This is a genomic window from Pseudoalteromonas nigrifaciens (genome assembly GCF_002221505.1).
Taxonomy (GTDB): Bacteria; Pseudomonadota; Gammaproteobacteria; order Enterobacterales; family Alteromonadaceae; genus Pseudoalteromonas; species Pseudoalteromonas nigrifaciens.
In genome coordinates, this window is the sequence record NZ_CP011036.1 from 713,548 (window position 1) to 730,596 (window position 17,049).

The following is a 17,049-nucleotide window of genomic DNA, read 5'->3' on the forward strand; positions in this document are numbered from 1 at the left end:
ATGCCAGCAATAAAACCGCAAGGTGCAAAAGTATTATTAGTGGATGACGATGCCAGCTTATTAAAATTGCTCGCTATTCGTATCGAATCAAAAGGCTACGAGGTTACCACCTGCGAGAGCGGCCTAATTGCGTTACAAATATTAAAAAGCCAAGTGTTCGATGCCGTAGTAACCGACCTGCGCATGGACGAAATGGATGGCATGGCACTGCACCGCCAATTGCAAAGCCGCTATCCGGCATTGCCCGTTATTATGATGACAGCGCATGGCTCTATTCCTGATGCGGTAGAGGCTACCAAACAAGGCATTTTTGCATTTATTACCAAACCAATAGATAAAGACGAGTTATTCGACAGCTTAGCAAAAGCGATAGAAATACACGGCGTAAATGCCGATGAAATAATACCCACTAGCAATATAGTTACCCGTAGCGGCGCTATGCTACATTTGCTAGAGCAAGTTAAACTGCTAGGGCCAACGCAAGTTAACGTATTAATATCGGGAGCCAGTGGTACGGGTAAAGAGTTATTAGCTCAAGCTATTCATCAGCATAGCCATGTAAGTAAAGGCCCATTTGTAGCGATAAACTGCGGCGCAGTACCGGGTGAACTGCTAGAGTCAGAATTATTTGGTCATAAAAAAGGTTCGTTTACTGGGGCAATAAAAGATCACCAAGGACTGTTTCAACAAGCTGAGGGAGGCACCTTATTTTTAGATGAAATAGGTGATATGCCGCTTAATTTACAAGTTAAGTTACTGCGCGTATTGCAAGAAAAAACCATACGTCCAGTCGGCTTTCAAGAAGAAATAGCCATAGATGTTCGCATTGTATCGGCAACTCATAAAAACCTCCCCGAAGCGATTATAAATCAGCAGTTTAGGGAGGATTTATACTACCGCTTAAACGTGGTTAATTTAAAACTCCCTCCTTTGTGCGAGCGTCGCGAAGATATAAGTCTACTTGCACAATACTTTAGCGCCAGTATTGCAAAGCGAATGAAGCAAAGCGAAAAACACTTTGCCAACGACGCCATGCACGCACTCGTGCGTTACGACTGGCCAGGTAATATTCGCCAACTTCAAAACGTGGTAGAGCAAGTTGTAGCACTTACCCCAAGCGAAGTTATTTCAGAGCATTTAGTGCTAAGTGCATTAAATAGCAACGAAAAAAATGTAGAGCCATTGTCGCTAAACGACGCTAAAAAAGAATTTGAACGCGACTACGTAATAAACACCCTTAAAATGGCTGGTGGAAATGTCGCCGAAGGCGCAAAACTAGCTAAACGTAACCGTTCAGATTTTTATAAACTGATTAAAAAGCACAATATAGATGTTGATAATTTAGCTTAAATAACCAATTTATAGGAACTAAACATGCAGTTATTTATGGTGTATTTAGGTGGGCGAATTCAGGGCTGTCATATAGAAATGCACGACATTCGTTTTGTAGTTGGGCAAAACATTGAGCAAACCTATACTAAATTAAAAAGCCAATGGGTGGGCGACAAAAACAGCGTGCATATGGATAGCTATATGGCAATTAACCACATAGATGGTTATAAAGTTACAGTAAGCGACACGCCCGTTGAGCAAACTAAACAGCTTTACTTTGTAAACTTAGGCGCCTACAGAAGCGATTTAATGGCTGAGCAACACGACTTTGCACTGTATGTAGCAAGCAGTAGTCAAGAGGCCAAACAGCGCGCTAAAAACGATTTACTCGCTGGCTTTAGCCATATTCATAAAGATGATTTACACGACGTAGACGATTGCTTTGCAATAGATTTACTCGACAGCCAGCTTAGTATAAAACTGACCCCAAGTGGGCAAGCACAAAAAATTAAACCTGATTGGTTTGGTTATCATGTACTTTAAACACATAACGCAGGATTAAGAATCCTGCTCGTTTTGTTCTTTTTTTTCGCTTTTAGCCGCCATTTTAAAGGCTACAACCACTAAGCCAAACATTGCAAATGGTAGCGCTGCTAACATGTATTCAATCATGTTACTGTCTTGATAATCTGCTTGCATAAAAAAGTGCCCCACCACACACATTAAAATAACCACCAGTAATATAGGCAGTAGCATGAGTTCTTTTTTTGCAGAGTGCTTTTTCATTGTTGTTATGACTTTAGCTAAAAATAAAGCGCTATTGTAATGAGCAAGTTAGCGGTAGGTCAAACTACTCAGACTTTTAATATGGTTTTGGGTATAATTAGTACCATTAATTGCAGTTTTGGTATTTGTTTTTGGAGGTTACGTGGATAAAGCATTGGAGCAGGTTTACCTAGTTGGTGGTGCAGTGCGTGATTTACTGCTAAAAAGAGCATCAAATGACAACGATTATGTTGTTATTGGCGAAACGCCACAGACAATGGAAGCGTTAGGCTTTGTGCCAATAGGTAGCGACTTTCCGGTTTACTTACACCCAAAAACCAAAGAAGAATATGCACTTGGGCGCACTGAGCGAAAAAGTGGTAAAGGCTATACCGGTTTTGTGGTTGATGCCAGCCCAGATGTGACTCTAGAGGAAGACTTAGCCAGACGTGATTTAACTATAAACTCTATGGCGCTCGATGCTAACGACAATATAATTGACCCATTTAACGGCCAACAAGACCTTAAAGATAAAATACTGCGCCATACAACAGATGCATTTGTAGAAGACCCAGTGCGGGTGTTGCGTATAGCTCGCTTTTTAGCCCGTTTTGGCAGCGAGTGGCGTATACATCCGAGCACTTATGCACTAATGCAACAGCTTAAGCAGCAAGGCGAGCTTAATCATTTAGTGCCAGAGCGAGTATGGTTAGAGACCGAAAAAGCCCTGGGTGAAAAGCATCCCGAACTTTATTTTCAAGCGTTGCAAGGCTTAGGGATTTTTCCCGAGCTTGAGAAAATGGTTAATGTGCCGCAACCTAAACAACATCACCCCGAGGGTGATGTGTTTGTGCATACCATGTTAGTACTTAGGCGTGCAGCCGATTTGAATTTTGATTTAGCAACGCGTTTTGCTGCATTAACTCACGACTTTGGTAAAGCGATCAGTTTTAAAAAACGCGGTAATTTACGTGGCCATGAACGAGATGGGGTTGCTGTAGTTGAACAGTTTTGTGAACGTTTAAAAATACCTAATTGCTTTCGCGATATTGGCGTACTTACTAGCGATAATCACACTCTTTGTCATACATTAGAGCAATTAAGGCCCGAAACGGTTCATAAGTTAATTGTGACTAATTTAAACGCCTTGGTTCATCCACAACGTTTTATTGCTTTTACTCAAGCATGCCAATGCGATGCACAAGGGCGCGGCGAAACACTCGTAGATAAACCTTACCCGCAAGCAGCTAAGCTGCGTGCTATTCATGCAGAACTATTAAAGCTAGATAAAAAACAAGTGGTACAAGCTGCACTTAACAGCGGCAAAAAAGGCCCAGAAATAGGCGAGGAAGTTAAACAAGCGGAAATAAACTGTGTAAAAGCGTTTTTAACACGAGAAAAACAGGCACAGTGAGTAGGGTATTAAAAGTAATTAAATTAAGTAACTTGATGTGCTGTTATCTTTATTGCACTGGCGCTGCGTTACTTTTTTATAGTTGCGGTTTTGGCTCTGCTCGCTTACAGGTTTAGTGCTTGTTGTTGGCCTATATAATTCAAATATAAAATCTAGCTCTTCTTGTTCTAATAGTGGGTGCATGATTAAACCTTAGCTTAGTGTGATTAGCGCTAGGTTAGGGTCTTGCCACTGAATTAAAAGTGAACAGTTACATTTTAACTCTTACTAAATTGTAACCCAAAAAAAGCCAACCCAGTGGCGAGTATTAGTTAAGTAAATTACAACCCACTTTTACTTAACTAATGGCAGGCTTACAGTAAACACTACGCCATCGCCCTGTTGATTGTTTTTAGCGGTTACACTGGCATTATGGTAGTCGCACACCAACCTTACAATATAGAGTCCTAATCCTAAATGTGGCTGTTGCTGCATTTGCTGGCTACGCACCGACACCATAGAATCAAAAATATGCTCAGTTAAACCTGCAGGTAATAATGGACCATAATTACCTACGGTTAAAATTGCTGCACTGTCGTTTTGTTTTAAGCTAACACTAATTGGCTTTTCTGCGTGGCTAAATTCAATTGCATTATTAATTAACTTATCGAGCAGTTGCGCTATAAACTCTGGTGCGCCTTGCATAGGAAGCGCAGCTTGGCATATATCAAGTGTAAACAGCTGCTTAGGGTAAGTAAGCTGGTAGCCCTGCATGCAGCCACTTATTACTTTTTGTAAGTCGAATGGCTCAGGCTCATTGCTTTGAATACTTTGTTCTAAGCGAGTGGCTTCGCTCATGGTGGTAATAATTTTACCTAAGCGTTCAACGCCTTCACTGGCACGATCTAAGTACTTTTGACTCAGCTCGCTTTGTGGTTGCATTTGTAGGTTTTCGAGCGATGAGCGCACTACCGCAACAGGTGTACGCAGCTCGTGCGATAACCGCGACGACATATTTTCTAAATAGTTGGTATAGCCACCAAGGCGGCTGACTATATTAGCAAAACTGCGTGATAGATCGCCAATTTCGTCATTAGCATCGCTGTAATTAATACTGCCAGTAACTCGCCCTTGTGCATCTATAGCTTGCTCTGCAGTATCGCGCAAACGCCTAATACGGCTCGATATTCGAGAGGCAAAAAAGAATAACGTTACTGTGCCAATAAGCATCACGGCTAAAATAACGTTAAATAATTTTTCGAGCGATTTATTACGCAGTGTACGTACGCCATTGGTAGTTTCCTCGGCTATTACCGCGCCAATTACTTTATCTTGGATCCAAATAGGGTAAGCAGCCGATAAAATAACGGCTTTACTGTCGGGGGTTAATCGCCACGATGATGCAGGCTGGCCTTTTAGTGCTTTGGCTAAATGACTGCCTTGCATAGCTGCTACGTCGTGCAGAGTATCTAAAAATTCGTTTTCGGGGCGTGTTAAAATTTTATAATAAAGGGGATGCAAGTAGTTTTGCTCAAACTGTTGCCACCAAGTTTCAGGAGCTTGATTGGCAAGGCCGTCAGCCCATACGCCATCGGCATGATGAATCGAGCCCGATTGTGCTAATACTCTATGATGCTTATCGACCACCCAAATACGGCTGCCACTGTGGCCCATGCCTTTTAAAATACGATTAATTTCGGGAGAGGGCACAAGTACTGAACCTAAATCGCTGGGGTTATTTAAATTTGAGGTCGACATTATTTTAGGTTCTAACAAGGGCTCTTTGTTATCTACATCAACAATGGCAAAGCCAAGCTTATTGCCAAGCATACTAATAGGAAAGCGTAGCTCAATATTGTAGCCAGCCGCCGTACTGCTAAAATAGCCCTGAATTTTTGTAAAGGGTACTTTGCTATCTGCATTAAAAGCGTTTACCCAGCCATCTTGCCGTGGCGCAATAATATAGCGGTTAAACTGCCCATCAGGTGTTTTTAAGCCAATTTTTAAATGGTCGTTATTAGTAATACTTAAACTGTTTTTTGGCCGATAAACGAGTTGGTTATCAGTTACTTTAAACAGTGCATAAAGGTAATTATCAAACTTTCCTACCATGTGCTCAAACGACAGATCGCTGGCTTGATGCTTGTTGTCGGTTTTTTGTAAGTAGCGTTTGTCGTATTGCCAAAATAATGCCTGATAGCTCTCCCAATCTGTGAGCTTACCATCGAGTTGAATAGGATTTTTAAGGTTGTACGCGTATAGATCGCGGCCCTTTACAACTTGATCTAAAAAACTAGTTTGCTGATCAAATAATGCAGGGCGTTCATGCAGGGCAGTGGCGAGGGCACGGGTAGTGCCTACTAAGGTTTTTTCTTGGCCTTGGCGTAAAAACTTTTCCATTTCCCACACATATTCGTAGCCCAACCAGGGCAATAAAAATAAAAAGCAAGAAAGTAAAATAAACTTACTACGTAGGCCAAATCGCAACATTAAATTTGCTCCCACCTGTAGCCCATGCCATACACTGTATCTATGCAGTCAAAGTTACTATCGAGTGCTATAAATTTTTTACGAATACGTTTTACGTGTGAAGTTATGGTGCTGTCGTCTACATAAATTTTAGCATCACTCATTAATTCATTACGGCTTTTAACATGTCCGGGGCGCTGTGCGAGGGAGTGCAACATCCAAAATTCGGTTACTGTTAAATCAACTAATAGTTGTTGCCAAAACACCTGCATGCGCTGTGTGTCGAGCGTTAGCGGCCCACGAGTTATAAGTGCATTTTCGTCGGCAGGTTGTTTAAGTGCTTCCATACGACGAAATAGCGCACCAATACGCGCCGCTAAATGAGCCAAACTAATATCTTTTGTGAGGTAGTCGTCGGCGCCCATACGTAGGCCGCATACAGTGTCTATTTCGCTATCACGAGCGGTTAAAAAAATAATAGGCAGCGTTTTAGACAGTGATCGCAATGTTTGGCACAGCAAAAACCCACCATCTATTTCATTACCTAAGCCAATATCAACAATGGCTAAATCGGGCAGGGCATTTTTAAACGCCGCTTCTGCGCTACTACGATTTGCATACCCAGTTACCTGATAACCTTGTGCGCTGAGCATTTCAGTGTAGTTTTCGCGAATGGCGGGTTCATCTTCAATGATGGCTATTTTTTTCATTTCTGGGTTTATCCTCTTTATTACCAACGCACTATAACGAAGTTTTTAAGCTAAGTACGCTTAAAAAGGCAATTGCCTTTTTTTTGCCACAATTGCTCAGTGGTTTGCCATTTTTGCTCCCCTTTGTTGCCACTTGAGCTTGTTTTAATACACCCATCAAAACAAAACATCATAAATTAAAAAGTAAGTTTAAGGATCAATCATGAAGAAGACATTAATAGCGCTAACCCTAGCGGCCGTTTTTTGCGGTCCCGCATTAGCATCAACCTCTAATAATACGGCTACAAAAGAAGCGCACACCGAAACCGCAATAGGCTTAGGATCGGGCGCTATTATAGGTGGTGTAGTAGGCGGCCCTATTGGTGCTTTTGTGGGAGCATTTGCTGGTGGTTTAATAGGCGATGCAAAAGTTGCTGATAACAAAATTGCCCAGCAACAGCGTGCAATAATTGTAATGACAGAAAAAACCAACGACTACCAACACCTGCTTAGCCATAACAGCCAGTTAGAGCAACAAATCGAAGTGCTTGCTAATCAAAATGAGCAGTTAACACAATCGCAAATTAATAATTTACTTGCCATGACAGTACAGTTTAAAACCGGCTCACGTGTTATTGCGCCACATTTTGCATTGCAGTTAGACCAACTCGTTACGCTTTTAAAAAACCAGCCACAGTTAGCGCTCGATTTAAGTGGGTTTGCCGATCAACGCGGTGATGAACAAGCCAACCTTTTACTTTCAAAAGCACGTGTAAATGCGGTGCAAAGCTATTTAATAAAACAGGGCGTAAGCCACACGCGCTTAAGCACGCAAGCATTTGGTGAGCAGCAAACACTTGCTAAAACTAACACAGTAGAAGACAACACGTTTGATCGGCGGGTAACCCTTACTACTCGTTTAATAAATCCTGTAAATAGCCAAACAGCAAGTAATTAAATTAAAGCCTTCGATGGAGTGATTTTATGTTTTTTTTGAGTAAACCAAGCAAAGTGCTTACCCTTAAATGGGTAAGCCTTTTTACACTGGGTATACTGGTGATGTTAACGAGCTTTAAAAGCCACGCACACTCTCCCAAGTTAGAACTTTTTGATAGCAGCGGCGCACAAGCAGGCCCTGCAATAATATTAAAAAGTGATGCAAATATGACATTAACCGGACTTATAAATCATGTTGTAGTTAAACAAACTTATCAAAACCAAAACCCGTTTGCTGTTAATGCGCGTTATGTGTTTCCGCTGCCCGATGAAAGCGCAGTACATGCTATGACCATGCGTATTGGCGAGCGAGTAATTAAGGGCCAAATTGATAAAAAAGTGGCGGCCGAAAAAAAATACGCAGAAGCCAAACAGGCCGGCAAGCAAGCAGCACTAGTACGCCAGCAACGCGCTAATATGTTTATTACAAACGTAGCTAATATAGCCCCTGGGGAGCAGGTTATTATTGAGCTGGAATATCAAGAAATAATTGATTACAGCAGCGGCACCTTTACAGTGCGCTTTCCGGGCACAATCACACCGCGTTATCATGTAACCCAAGGTGAAATTGACATAAATAAAGAAAGCCAAAAACCAACTAACTCGCTACCACATGGTTGGCTAAGCCCAGTTTATAGCACGCAAAAAAATGACGATAAGCCAAGTAGTCAGTTTAATTTAAACTTAGATATAGACGTAGGTTTAGAGCTGGTAGATATAAATTCTAAATTTCATAATGTAAATATTCAAAACACTGCATTTGGACAATACTCAATAGAGTTAAATGAGCAAAATGCGCTAAACCGCGACTTTGTACTGGAGTTTAAACCTCTGCAAAAAGAGCAAGCCCAAGCTGCATTTTTTACCGAGCAGTTTGAAAATGGCGAGCGCTACGGGCTCGCTATGCTAATGCCGCCTGCAGATAACTTTATAGCAACGCAGCGATTAGCCCGCGAAACAGTATTTGTAGTCGATACTTCGGGCTCTATGCATGGGCAGTCTATGGAGCAAGCTAAAAACGCATTGTTTTATGCGCTATCGCTGCTAGACAGTAACGACAGTTTTAACATTATAGGGTTTGATAATGTAGTAACCCTAATGAGCGATAAACCTTTAGTTGCAAGTGGCTTTAATTTACGCCGCGCAGAGCGCTTTATATATGGGTTACAAGCCGACGGCGGTACAGAAATACAAGGCGCACTTGATGCCGTTTTAGATGGTTCGCAGTTTGATGGTTTTGTACGCCAAGTAATATTTTTAACCGATGGTAGCGTAAGCAACGAAGATGCACTGTTTAAAAGTATTCAAGCTAAATTAGGCGATAGCCGCTTATTTACAGTTGGTATTGGCAGCGCCCCCAATAGCTTTTTTATGCGCCGTGCGGCAGATGTAGGCAAGGGCTCGTTTACTTTTATAGGCAGCACTAGCGAGGTGCAACCTAAAATGCAGCAGTTATTTGATAAGCTCGCACATCCTGCAATTACTAATTTAGCGCTAAGCGATGAAAACGGTAATAGCCTAGACTTTTGGCCTTCGCCACTGCCAGATCTCTATTTTAATGAGCCAATAATGGTGGCTATAAAGCTCAATAATGCCAGTAATGTAATATTAAACGGGCAAACTGCACAAGGGCCTATTAGTATTAACCTAAACACACAAGCAGGCTCAAATGCTAAAGGAATTGCTAAGCTGTGGGCTCGTCAAAAAATTAAGTCGTTGCTGCTCTATAACTCACAAAATGCAGTTAAAGACGAAGTGCAACAATTGGCGCTTACTCATCAATTACTCAGCCCATTCACGGCTTTTATAGCAATAGAGCAAACACAAATTAATCCAATAGCACAACAAACAGCTAATGCTACTAACGCAGTTCCTCAGGGTATGGCAATGCGTTTGCCACAAACCGATGGGCAAAGCAAAGTACATATAATATTAGGAATTTTATTGTTAAGTGGGTTTGTGCTAGTAAGGCGTTTTAAATGAAAAAGTGGCTAAGCGCGGGGCTATTAATACTTGGTTTGGGGTTATTTGGTCATGGCGCTTACATGCAAGGCAAAGCATGGCTGGCGCAATTACTAATTGAACAGGCCTGGCAGCAGGCTCTTAAAACGCCTGAAGCAAAAGTTAAGCCATGGTTTTACGCCGATAGTTATGTAACCGCACAATTAAATTGGCCGGCGCATAATGAAAAACTCACCGTATTAGCAGGTGCTAGCGGGCGTAATTTAGCCTTTGCGCCCAGCCACTTTTTACCCGCAGCAGAGCTTGGTAGTAAACAAGCTGGGGCACTCATTGCAGGGCATAACGACACTCACTTTGCTTTTTTACAGCACGTTAAAGTGGGAGAGCAGTTTACCCTGCAATTACAAAATGGCACCTTGCAGCATTATAAAGTAACCGGCAGCGAGGTAATTCATGGGTCAGAAAACACATTTTTACACACTGCACAATTGTATTTACTAACGTGCTACCCTTTTGACGCGTTAGCATCGGGAACCGAATTTAGGCTATTGGTTTCGGCCGATATGATATCGGAGGTAGTAAGATCGGTGGAAATATCCTCGCCCGACTCGGCGCTGGGGATATCAACCACTAATTCTTGATGACGTTGGCTGATCATTACGCCAACAAATACCACAAATATACTCAGCCACTGCCACAAGTTAAGCACTTCATTTAAAATGATGGCCGAAAGAATCAGCGTAAATATAGGAATTAAATTTGAATAAGCCGCTGCGGTTAATACCGATACCTTACTAATAGCGTAGTTATACATACCATAACCGCCTAAAGTAACAAACGAGCCTAAATATAAAATACTTAATAAAGCGGTTATATTGTGTTGATTTTCGCTTGGTAGGTCGATAAAAAGCAAAAACGGTGCAAAAAATAAACTGCCACTAATGCCTTGCAGCGCTATAAGCGTTAACGGTGAATAACGACTCGCTAAGTGTTTAATGCAAACGGTATAAAACGCCGCACATACCATGGCCATAAGTTCTAAAAAATTACCTAATAATGGGTTAGGCGCTTGATCGGAGTTTGGTGAAAGCACAGTGAGCAAAATGCTGCCACCAATACAAAAAGTAAAGCCAATAATAATAGATTTACTGATGTATTCTTTAAGCATAAAAAAAGCCAGTACAGCAATAATAATAGGCAAGCACGACACAATTACCCCCGCCTGCGATGCCGAGGTATATTCCATTGCATGGCCTTCAAATAAAAAGTACAAGCAAGGCTCAGCCAGCGACATAGCAATTAAATACTTCCAGTCACCAACTCTGTATTCAAAGCGTATTACATAGCGCCATAAGCACAGCGATAAAAATAATGTGGTTAGCATGCGTAAAAATATCACCAAAGCGGGGTCGTAAATAGCAATGGCATACTTAAGTGCAATAAAGGAACTACCCCATAAAAAGGTGGCAATAATTAAACATAAACTGGCAGGCATAGCAGGTAATTTACACAATTGAATAAAATCAGATCCTAGCATGAATATATTTTACTTGTTGAAAAATACCCAGCTGGTATAAATAAATTCATCTTTAATTATTCAGTAGTAAAAATAAATGCAAAGGGATCAGGTAATCGTTGTAAAGCTAGGTACAAGCGTACTGACTGGCGGCACCGATAAGCTAGATAAAGCGCATATGGTTGAACTAGTGCGCCAATGTTGTGAGCTTAAAAAGCAAGGGCATCACGTTATTTTAGTTTCGAGCGGAGCCGTGGCGGCCGGACGAGAACAATTACTAAAGCCCTGTGGCCGCAGCGTAATAGATAAGCAAATGCTAGCAGCAGTTGGTCAAGGCCAGCTCATTCATATTTGGCAAAGCTTGTTTGCTTTGTATGGTGTAAACGTAGGGCAAATGCTGTTAACCCGCGCCGATGTTAACGACCGAGAGCGCTATTTAAATGCCCGCGATACACTAAATGCATTATTAAACTACGACGTAGTGCCCATCATTAACGAAAATGATGCGGTTGCTACTAGTGAAATAAAAGTAGGCGATAACGATAATTTATCAGCGTTGGTGGCTATTTTAGCTAATGCCAATAAGCTGTTATTGCTTACCGATCAAGAAGGATTATTTACCAGCGATCCGCGCACTAATGCCGATGCCACATTAATTGGTGAAGTGAGTGATATTAACGACGAATTGCGCCAGCTTGCTGGTGGTAGTGGCACAAACTTGGGCACCGGCGGTATGGCAACCAAACTACAAGCAGCCGACATTGCAAGGCGTGCTGGGGTTGAGGTTATAATTGCCAAAGGTGCGGGTAAAAATGTCATTTTAAAATGTATGAGCGAGCAACTGCCCGGCACACGTTTTTTAAAGCTCACTGCGCCAAAAGAAGGGCGTAAAAAGTGGTTACTCGCTGGACCTAAAAGTAGCGGGCAAATTGTTATTGATGCCGGTGCAATAACCGCGCTGCAAACTAAAGGTGCAAGCTTACTTGCTAAAGGCGTGACCAATGCGTTGGGGGCATTTGAGCGCGGCGATCTAATAAGTGTAATAAATAGCGACAAACAACTTATTGCTCGTGGGTTAACCCGCTTTAGCAGCAGCGAAGTTAATAAAATTAAAGGCGCGCACTCTAAGCAAATAGGTGAATTACTTGATTACGATGGCGGGGCAGAAGTACTGCATCGCGATGACTTAATTTTACTGTAATAAAAAGCAGTATAGCTGAATAAATAAGCTCCCATTTTAGTAGCTAAATAATTAACCTGACCCGAGGTTGAGCTTACAAAGCTCAAATATACTGGCTGAGTATATTTGAGCTTTTTTGCTGCTATTTTTGTGTTAAAATCTGGCACCTTAAATTTGTTGTAAATAGAGTGCAGTTAATGAAATTAGTTCGTTGGTTATTAGGAAGTATAATTTTATTCTTTAATTTTGTATTTACGCCACGTAGTAAAAAACGTGCTCCAGAAGTGCAACAGCAGCTTGATCAGCAAACCGCACAATTTAAGCTTTATCAATTTAAAGCATGCCCGTTTTGTGTAAAAGTGCGCCGTGCTATTAAGCGCGAAGGCCTTAAAATAGAAACGCGTGATGCAAAAAGTAATGAGCAATATCGTCAAGAACTGCTAGAACAAGGCGGAAAAGTTAAAGTGCCTTGTCTGCGCATCGAGCAAAATGGCCAAGTAACTTGGCTATACGAATCAAACGATATTATTGCTTATATAAACAAAGTAGCAGCATAAATAACTTTACCATCTCACTTATTAAAAGAGACATTACCATGACAATTCGCACCCGTGTTGCCCCGTCGCCAACTGGCGACCCGCATCTTGGCACCGCTTATATCGCCTTATTTAATTACTGTTTTGCTAAACAGCAAGGTGGTGAATTTGTACTTCGCATTGAAGATACCGACCAAGTACGTAGCACTGCCGAGTCAGAGCAAGCAATTATGGATAGTTTGCGTTGGTTAGGACTCGAGTGGGATCATGGCCCAGATGTGGGCGGTGAGTTTGGCCCGTACCGCCAGTCTGAGCGTAGCGATTTATACAAAAAATACGCACACCAACTCGTTGACGACGGCAAAGCATTTTACTGTTTTGCAACAAGCGAAGAGCTGGATAAAATGCGCGAAGAGCAAATGGCAGAAGGTCTACGCCCTAAATACGACGGCCGTGGCTTAAACCACACAGACGACGAAATTAAAGCAAACCTAGCAGCGGGTAAACCTTACGTTATACGTATGAAAATCCCTAGCGAAGGCACTTTTAAATTTAACGACTACCTACGCGACGAAATTGAGATCCCGTGGGAAAACGTCGATATGCAAGTGCTATTAAAAGCTGATGGCTTCCCAACTTACTTTTTAGCGAACGTAGTTGACGATCACCATATGCAAATTAGCCATATTTTCCGTGGCGAAGAGTGGATTAACTCAGCGCCTAAACTATTAAAACTTTACGAAGATTTTGGTTGGGAAGCGCCAGTACTTGGGCATTTACCGCTACTGCGTAACCCAGATAAGTCAAAACTGTCTAAGCGTAAAAACCCAACCTCTATTAACTACTATAAAGAAATGGGTTACCTGCCAGAAGCCGTGCTTAACTATTTAGGCCGCATGGGTTGGTCAATGCCAGATGAGCGTGAAAAATTCACTCTTAACGAAATGATTGAAAACTTCGATATGAAGCGCGTGTCACTAGGTGGCCCAGTATTCGACGTAGATAAACTTAGCTGGTTAAACGGCATGTGGATCCGCGAAAACCTAACTGACGAGCAGTTAATTCAGCGCTTTGTTGATTGGAAGTTTAATGGCGAAATGCTAGCTAAAGTATTACCAGAAGCCAAAGCACGTATTAACACATTGTCGGACTTAGTTGACTTAGCAGGGCACTTTGTAGGCGGTATACCTACTTATGATCCTGCGCTATTAACAGCGGGCAAAGCCGATGAAGACGTAATTCGCCAAGCACTACAATTTTTTGTATGGCAGCTAGAAGGCCTACGTAGCTTTGATAAATCAGCTATTTTTGCCATTGCAAAAGAAGTAGCAACGTTCCACGAGCTTAAAATTAAAGACTTTTTAGAGCCGATTTTTGTGGCAATTACGGGTAAAACGTCATCTACCTCTGTGCTTGATGCTATGGAAATATTAGGCTCTGACCTATCGCGTGCTCGTTTACGTGTAGCATTGGCGCATTTAGGTATTTCTAAAAAGCAGGCTAAAAATATCGAACGTGCCTACCGCGAATACCCAAGTGCATAATTGCTAAATAATGCATTTTTAAAAGCCGAGCTTAGTAAATAAGTTCGGCTTTTTTGTTTCAGGTTGTTTAGTTATATGACATCGTATTTTGATATTGTTTAGTCTAAGCATTCATAATTTACTAAATGCTATAATGCGGCATATAAACTCATAGGAGGCCGTATGATTGCAACCGTTAAAAACAAAGCCATTTTTAGCAGTAATACATTTTCGATAAACCTTGTTACTTACCCAACTAATCACAGCGTAATGAACCACATTGATCCGGTGCAGCAAGGGCGCTATTACAAACTCAACTTTGTATTAGTAAAACCTAAAAGCGGTGGGGTGTTTAAATGCGCTAAATGTATTATTAACTGGTTTAATAGGGTGTATTTATTTAGGCCCGATAAGTACGAACACAGCGTATCTAAAATCGAGTCTGGAAAGCGTGTGCTACTGAGCTTTGCACTTAATATATGATTTATTAATAGTCGTAGGCCTGTCCGGTACATAAAACAGATAGGTCGCAATACGATACAGAGGTTTCGCTACAAGAGTTAATAGTAAAAGCATTTGCGCCTCTGCGCATGGCATCAGCTTTAAGTAAATCAATAGCATTTGATTTAGAACGGTTATAGCTTACATTATTGTTACCCATACCATCGCCATCACAGCTTTCACCTGCTATTCGGCCTAAAAGTGTAGCGCCACTTTCGTGTGCTTCTTGGTCGCTGTAAAACTGCTGCAAATCTCTTTTATTAACGTAGGTACCAATTTCTTGAGATAAAACGTCGTTGTCTATATCAGTATGAAAAGTCATGTTTGAGCAACCACTTAAAGTAGCCAGTGCAGTTATTATTGCCATAAAACGTAGCATATTAATTAGTCCTTTAATTTATTGTTTGAAGTAGTAAATTACTAACAAAATCGAATGTGGGCAATGTTTACTACTGAGTAAATTGTTAGTATTTGTAAATGACTTTATATGCACTCGGTTTTACTTAGCATAGGATAAGTAAACAAAAAGAAATGACAAATATTTACTAACCAATGGCATAAAATAGCCCACTCTAAACGCTGCGTTTTATAAAAAACATAGCCGTATCCCAAACCTGCAATAAATGAAACTAATACATAGCTAACTCCCCCAGCAAAATGTGCCAAAGCAAAAATACCTGCAGTAATTACAGGCGCAAATATTGCCAAGCGGGTAGGCGTAATAATTTGGCTAAGCTTGGTTTGTAATAAGCCTCTAAATAAAGCTTCCTCAGCAACACAGGTAAATAAAAGGTTTATAGCAATAAATGCTAACCAGAAGTCAGGAACCTTAGGGTTAAAGCTTACCAGCCCAAGCATTAAAGCTGCAGTAAGTGCGGCTAAAATGGTAGTAATAATTATTAAAATAGGGGGGTTAATTAATGAAGTCGTCTTTTTAGACTCTGCTTTTAAAGGCTTTATATTTGAATAAAAGTAAGCACAAAGAAAGAGGCCAGCCATAGCTTTATCAAAATTAGCATAAAGGGTAAAAGCAATTGCATCGCTGGTAATATGCTCGTTTATAGCAATAGGAAGGTTGTTAAAACCAGGCACCCAATGAAGCGCTAATGCCAATGAGGAAACTATAAAAACAGTGCTTAATATAGCGCGTATTATTGTTTGCTTTGTATATAGCACAAAGTGATATAAAACAACGTAAAGCCCAGTACTGAGCAGTCCATATAAATTTATATAACCCTCAAAATACGCACATATAACACTTAAAGCCATTAAGTAGTGCCAAAGTGGTTGCCGTATTATTGATACTTTACAGTACGGAAAAACACATATAATCGATAATGCTAATAAATAAAAAGTCATTATTTTTTTATTACTCTGTTTTATTTAGTAACTAATCTAACAGATTCGACCTCTCATTTTATTTTTTCTGTTAGTATAGCCAGGTTATAAGCCGTTTAAGTAGTGAACACCCTATGTTAAGTCCTTTTTATCAGCAACATGCTGATTATGTTTCGATCTCTCGTGAGCAAGGCTGTCGTTTCGCCAAGTGTATTGCTGATGATTACAACCCACTTCACGATAAAGATGCGAAGAAATTTTGTGCTCCAGGAGACTTACTTTTTTCATTAGTATTAGATCGTTACGGTATTAGTGAACGCATGGAGTTTACTTTTGCGGGTATGGTTGACGAAAATACCAAACTTAGCTTCCCTGCAGAGGCCGATGAATTTGATGTAACAAACGGCGATAAAGTAATTTTAAAGGTAAAACGCGAAGGTAAAACCAGCAAATGCCCAGCACTTACTAATAGCTTAATTAAAAATTATGTTGAGTTTTCAGGCGCGGCGTTTCCGCACGTGATTATTCCGCTCATGGGTAAGCAAGAGGTAATGATTAACCCTGCACGCCCGATGATTATTTACGAATCGATGATTATAAATCTTGATACTGTTGAAATTAGTGCACCGACACTTGAATTTGCAGAGCCTAGTTTTGAATACGCAGGTAAACGCGGCAAAATTACTTTGCGCTTTAATTTGCTAGAAAACGGTAAAAAAGTGGGTTTTGGTGAAAAGCACATGGTGGTATCGGGTATTCGCGAGTACTGCCAAGCTACGGTTGATGATTTGATTGCTTTTTACAACGAGCGCAAAGCAAATTTAAAACCAGCTTAAAAACGAGATGAAT

Annotated in this window: 17 protein-coding genes and 1 pseudogene; 11 read left to right on the forward strand and 7 right to left on the reverse strand. The window is 41.0% G+C overall.

What is annotated here, in order from left to right; translation table 11 throughout:
• On the forward strand, positions 1–1,350 hold the full coding sequence (locus PNIG_RS03360) for a sigma 54-interacting transcriptional regulator (protein ID WP_011327320.1): 1,350 nt from the start codon (positions 1–3) through the stop codon (positions 1,348–1,350).
• 24 nt (positions 1,351–1,374) lie between these two features.
• Positions 1,375–1,875: a DUF1543 domain-containing protein gene (locus tag PNIG_RS03365; protein ID WP_011327321.1), complete on the forward strand. Its 501-nt coding sequence runs from the start codon at positions 1,375–1,377 to the stop codon at positions 1,873–1,875.
• 15 nt (positions 1,876–1,890) lie between these two features.
• Here PNIG_RS03365 and PNIG_RS03370 read toward each other — a convergent pair whose 3' ends face one another.
• Entirely contained in the window at positions 1,891–2,118 is a 228-nt protein-coding gene (locus PNIG_RS03370) for a hypothetical protein (protein WP_089367803.1), read from the reverse strand.
• 142 nt (positions 2,119–2,260) lie between these two features.
• Here PNIG_RS03370 and PNIG_RS03375 point away from each other — a divergent pair, with 142 nt between their 5' ends.
• On the forward strand, positions 2,261–3,511 hold the full coding sequence (locus PNIG_RS03375; protein ID WP_011327323.1) for a multifunctional CCA addition/repair protein: 1,251 nt from the start codon (positions 2,261–2,263) through the stop codon (positions 3,509–3,511).
• Positions 3,512–3,529: 18 nt separating this feature from the next.
• Here the strand turns inward: PNIG_RS03375 and PNIG_RS20010 are convergent, their stop codons facing one another.
• From PNIG_RS20010 to pdsR, 3 genes are all read right to left on the reverse strand, one after another.
• Positions 3,530–3,694, reverse strand: a complete 165-nt coding sequence (locus tag PNIG_RS20010; protein WP_011327324.1) for a hypothetical protein — start codon at positions 3,692–3,694, stop codon at positions 3,530–3,532.
• Positions 3,695–3,844: 150 nt separating this feature from the next.
• Positions 3,845–5,980, reverse strand: coding sequence for a proteobacterial dedicated sortase system histidine kinase (gene pdsS, locus PNIG_RS03380; protein ID WP_089367804.1), 2,136 nt, complete (start codon positions 5,978–5,980; stop codon positions 3,845–3,847).
• Positions 5,980–6,669: a proteobacterial dedicated sortase system response regulator gene (gene pdsR / locus PNIG_RS03385; RefSeq protein ID WP_011327326.1), complete on the reverse strand. Its 690-nt coding sequence runs from the start codon at positions 6,667–6,669 to the stop codon at positions 5,980–5,982. The genes pdsS and pdsR overlap by 1 nt, the downstream gene beginning before the upstream one ends.
• 202 nt (positions 6,670–6,871) lie before the next feature.
• Here pdsR and pdsO point away from each other — a divergent pair, with 202 nt between their 5' ends.
• The 3 genes and pseudogenes from pdsO to PNIG_RS20125 form a co-directional block, all read left to right on the forward strand.
• Entirely contained in the window at positions 6,872–7,606 is a 735-nt protein-coding gene (gene pdsO / locus PNIG_RS03390; protein ID WP_089367805.1) for a sortase-associated OmpA-like protein PdsO, read from the forward strand.
• A 26-nt stretch (positions 7,607–7,632) separates the two neighbouring features.
• On the forward strand, positions 7,633–9,627 hold the full coding sequence (locus PNIG_RS03395; protein ID WP_089367806.1) for a marine proteobacterial sortase target protein: 1,995 nt from the start codon (positions 7,633–7,635) through the stop codon (positions 9,625–9,627).
• A 62-nt stretch (positions 9,628–9,689) separates the two neighbouring features.
• Positions 9,690–10,112 (forward strand): annotated as a pseudogene (locus PNIG_RS20125) (class GN sortase); the annotation flags it as partial.
• Here PNIG_RS20125 and PNIG_RS03405 read toward each other — a convergent pair.
• A complete protein-coding gene (locus PNIG_RS03405; protein ID WP_041454657.1) occupies positions 10,112–11,101 on the reverse strand; it encodes a DMT family transporter in 990 nt (329 codons plus the stop codon). The pseudogene PNIG_RS20125 and the gene PNIG_RS03405 overlap by 1 nt on opposite strands.
• A gap of 118 nt (positions 11,102–11,219) precedes the next feature.
• Between PNIG_RS03405 and proB the strand changes: the two genes are divergently transcribed.
• From proB to PNIG_RS03425, 4 genes are all read left to right on the forward strand, one after another.
• Positions 11,220–12,323, forward strand: coding sequence for a glutamate 5-kinase (gene proB / locus PNIG_RS03410; RefSeq protein ID WP_011327331.1), 1,104 nt, complete (start codon positions 11,220–11,222; stop codon positions 12,321–12,323).
• A 176-nt stretch (positions 12,324–12,499) separates the two neighbouring features.
• Entirely contained in the window at positions 12,500–12,859 is a 360-nt protein-coding gene (locus PNIG_RS03415; protein WP_011327332.1) for a glutaredoxin family protein, read from the forward strand.
• 38 nt (positions 12,860–12,897) lie between these two features.
• Positions 12,898–14,382, forward strand: coding sequence for a glutamate--tRNA ligase (gene gltX, locus PNIG_RS03420; RefSeq protein ID WP_089367808.1), 1,485 nt, complete (start codon positions 12,898–12,900; stop codon positions 14,380–14,382).
• 162 nt (positions 14,383–14,544) lie between these two features.
• Positions 14,545–14,844, forward strand: coding sequence for a hypothetical protein (locus PNIG_RS03425; RefSeq protein ID WP_011327334.1), 300 nt, complete (start codon positions 14,545–14,547; stop codon positions 14,842–14,844).
• A 4-nt stretch (positions 14,845–14,848) separates the two neighbouring features.
• Here the strand turns inward: PNIG_RS03425 and PNIG_RS03430 are convergent, their stop codons facing one another.
• Both PNIG_RS03430 and PNIG_RS03435 read right to left on the reverse strand, forming a co-directional pair.
• Positions 14,849–15,241: a hypothetical protein gene (locus PNIG_RS03430; protein ID WP_011327336.1), complete on the reverse strand. Its 393-nt coding sequence runs from the start codon at positions 15,239–15,241 to the stop codon at positions 14,849–14,851.
• 104 nt (positions 15,242–15,345) lie between these two features.
• Positions 15,346–16,131 carry a CPBP family intramembrane glutamic endopeptidase gene (locus PNIG_RS03435; RefSeq protein WP_244181061.1) on the reverse strand — a complete coding sequence of 262 codons (786 nt, stop codon included), beginning with the start codon at positions 16,129–16,131 and terminating at the stop codon, positions 15,346–15,348.
• A gap of 203 nt (positions 16,132–16,334) precedes the next feature.
• On the opposite strand from PNIG_RS03435, the gene PNIG_RS03440 reads away from it, so the two are divergent.
• Positions 16,335–17,036: a DUF3581 domain-containing protein gene (locus tag PNIG_RS03440; RefSeq protein ID WP_011327338.1), complete on the forward strand. Its 702-nt coding sequence runs from the start codon at positions 16,335–16,337 to the stop codon at positions 17,034–17,036.
• The last annotated feature ends 13 nt before the right edge of the window (positions 17,037–17,049 follow it).

Coding starts and splice junctions, on each gene's coding strand:
- PNIG_RS03360 (WP_011327320.1), top strand. CDS start 1: ATGCCAGCAATAAAACCGCAAGGTGCAAAAGTATTATTAGTGGATGAC.
- PNIG_RS03365 (WP_011327321.1), top strand. CDS start 1,375: ATGCAGTTATTTATGGTGTATTTAGGTGGGCGAATTCAGGGCTGTCAT.
- PNIG_RS03370 (WP_089367803.1), bottom strand. CDS start 2,118: ATGAAAAAGCACTCTGCAAAAAAAGAACTCATGCTACTGCCTATATTA.
- PNIG_RS20010 (WP_011327324.1), bottom strand. CDS start 3,694: ATGCACCCACTATTAGAACAAGAAGAGCTAGATTTTATATTTGAATTA.
- pdsS (WP_089367804.1), bottom strand. CDS start 5,980: ATGTTGCGATTTGGCCTACGTAGTAAGTTTATTTTACTTTCTTGCTTT.
- pdsR (WP_011327326.1), bottom strand. CDS start 6,669: ATGAAAAAAATAGCCATCATTGAAGATGAACCCGCCATTCGCGAAAAC.
- pdsO (WP_089367805.1), top strand. CDS start 6,872: ATGAAGAAGACATTAATAGCGCTAACCCTAGCGGCCGTTTTTTGCGGT.
- PNIG_RS03395 (WP_089367806.1), top strand. CDS start 7,633: ATGTTTTTTTTGAGTAAACCAAGCAAAGTGCTTACCCTTAAATGGGTA.
- PNIG_RS03405 (WP_041454657.1), bottom strand. CDS start 11,101: ATGCCTGCCAGTTTATGTTTAATTATTGCCACCTTTTTATGGGGTAGT.
- proB (WP_011327331.1), top strand. CDS start 11,220: ATGCAAAGGGATCAGGTAATCGTTGTAAAGCTAGGTACAAGCGTACTG.
- PNIG_RS03415 (WP_011327332.1), top strand. CDS start 12,500: ATGAAATTAGTTCGTTGGTTATTAGGAAGTATAATTTTATTCTTTAAT.
- gltX (WP_089367808.1), top strand. CDS start 12,898: ATGACAATTCGCACCCGTGTTGCCCCGTCGCCAACTGGCGACCCGCAT.
- PNIG_RS03425 (WP_011327334.1), top strand. CDS start 14,545: ATGATTGCAACCGTTAAAAACAAAGCCATTTTTAGCAGTAATACATTT.
- PNIG_RS03430 (WP_011327336.1), bottom strand. CDS start 15,241: ATGCTACGTTTTATGGCAATAATAACTGCACTGGCTACTTTAAGTGGT.
- PNIG_RS03435 (WP_244181061.1), bottom strand. CDS start 16,131: ATGGCTTTAAGTGTTATATGTGCGTATTTTGAGGGTTATATAAATTTA.
- PNIG_RS03440 (WP_011327338.1), top strand. CDS start 16,335: ATGTTAAGTCCTTTTTATCAGCAACATGCTGATTATGTTTCGATCTCT.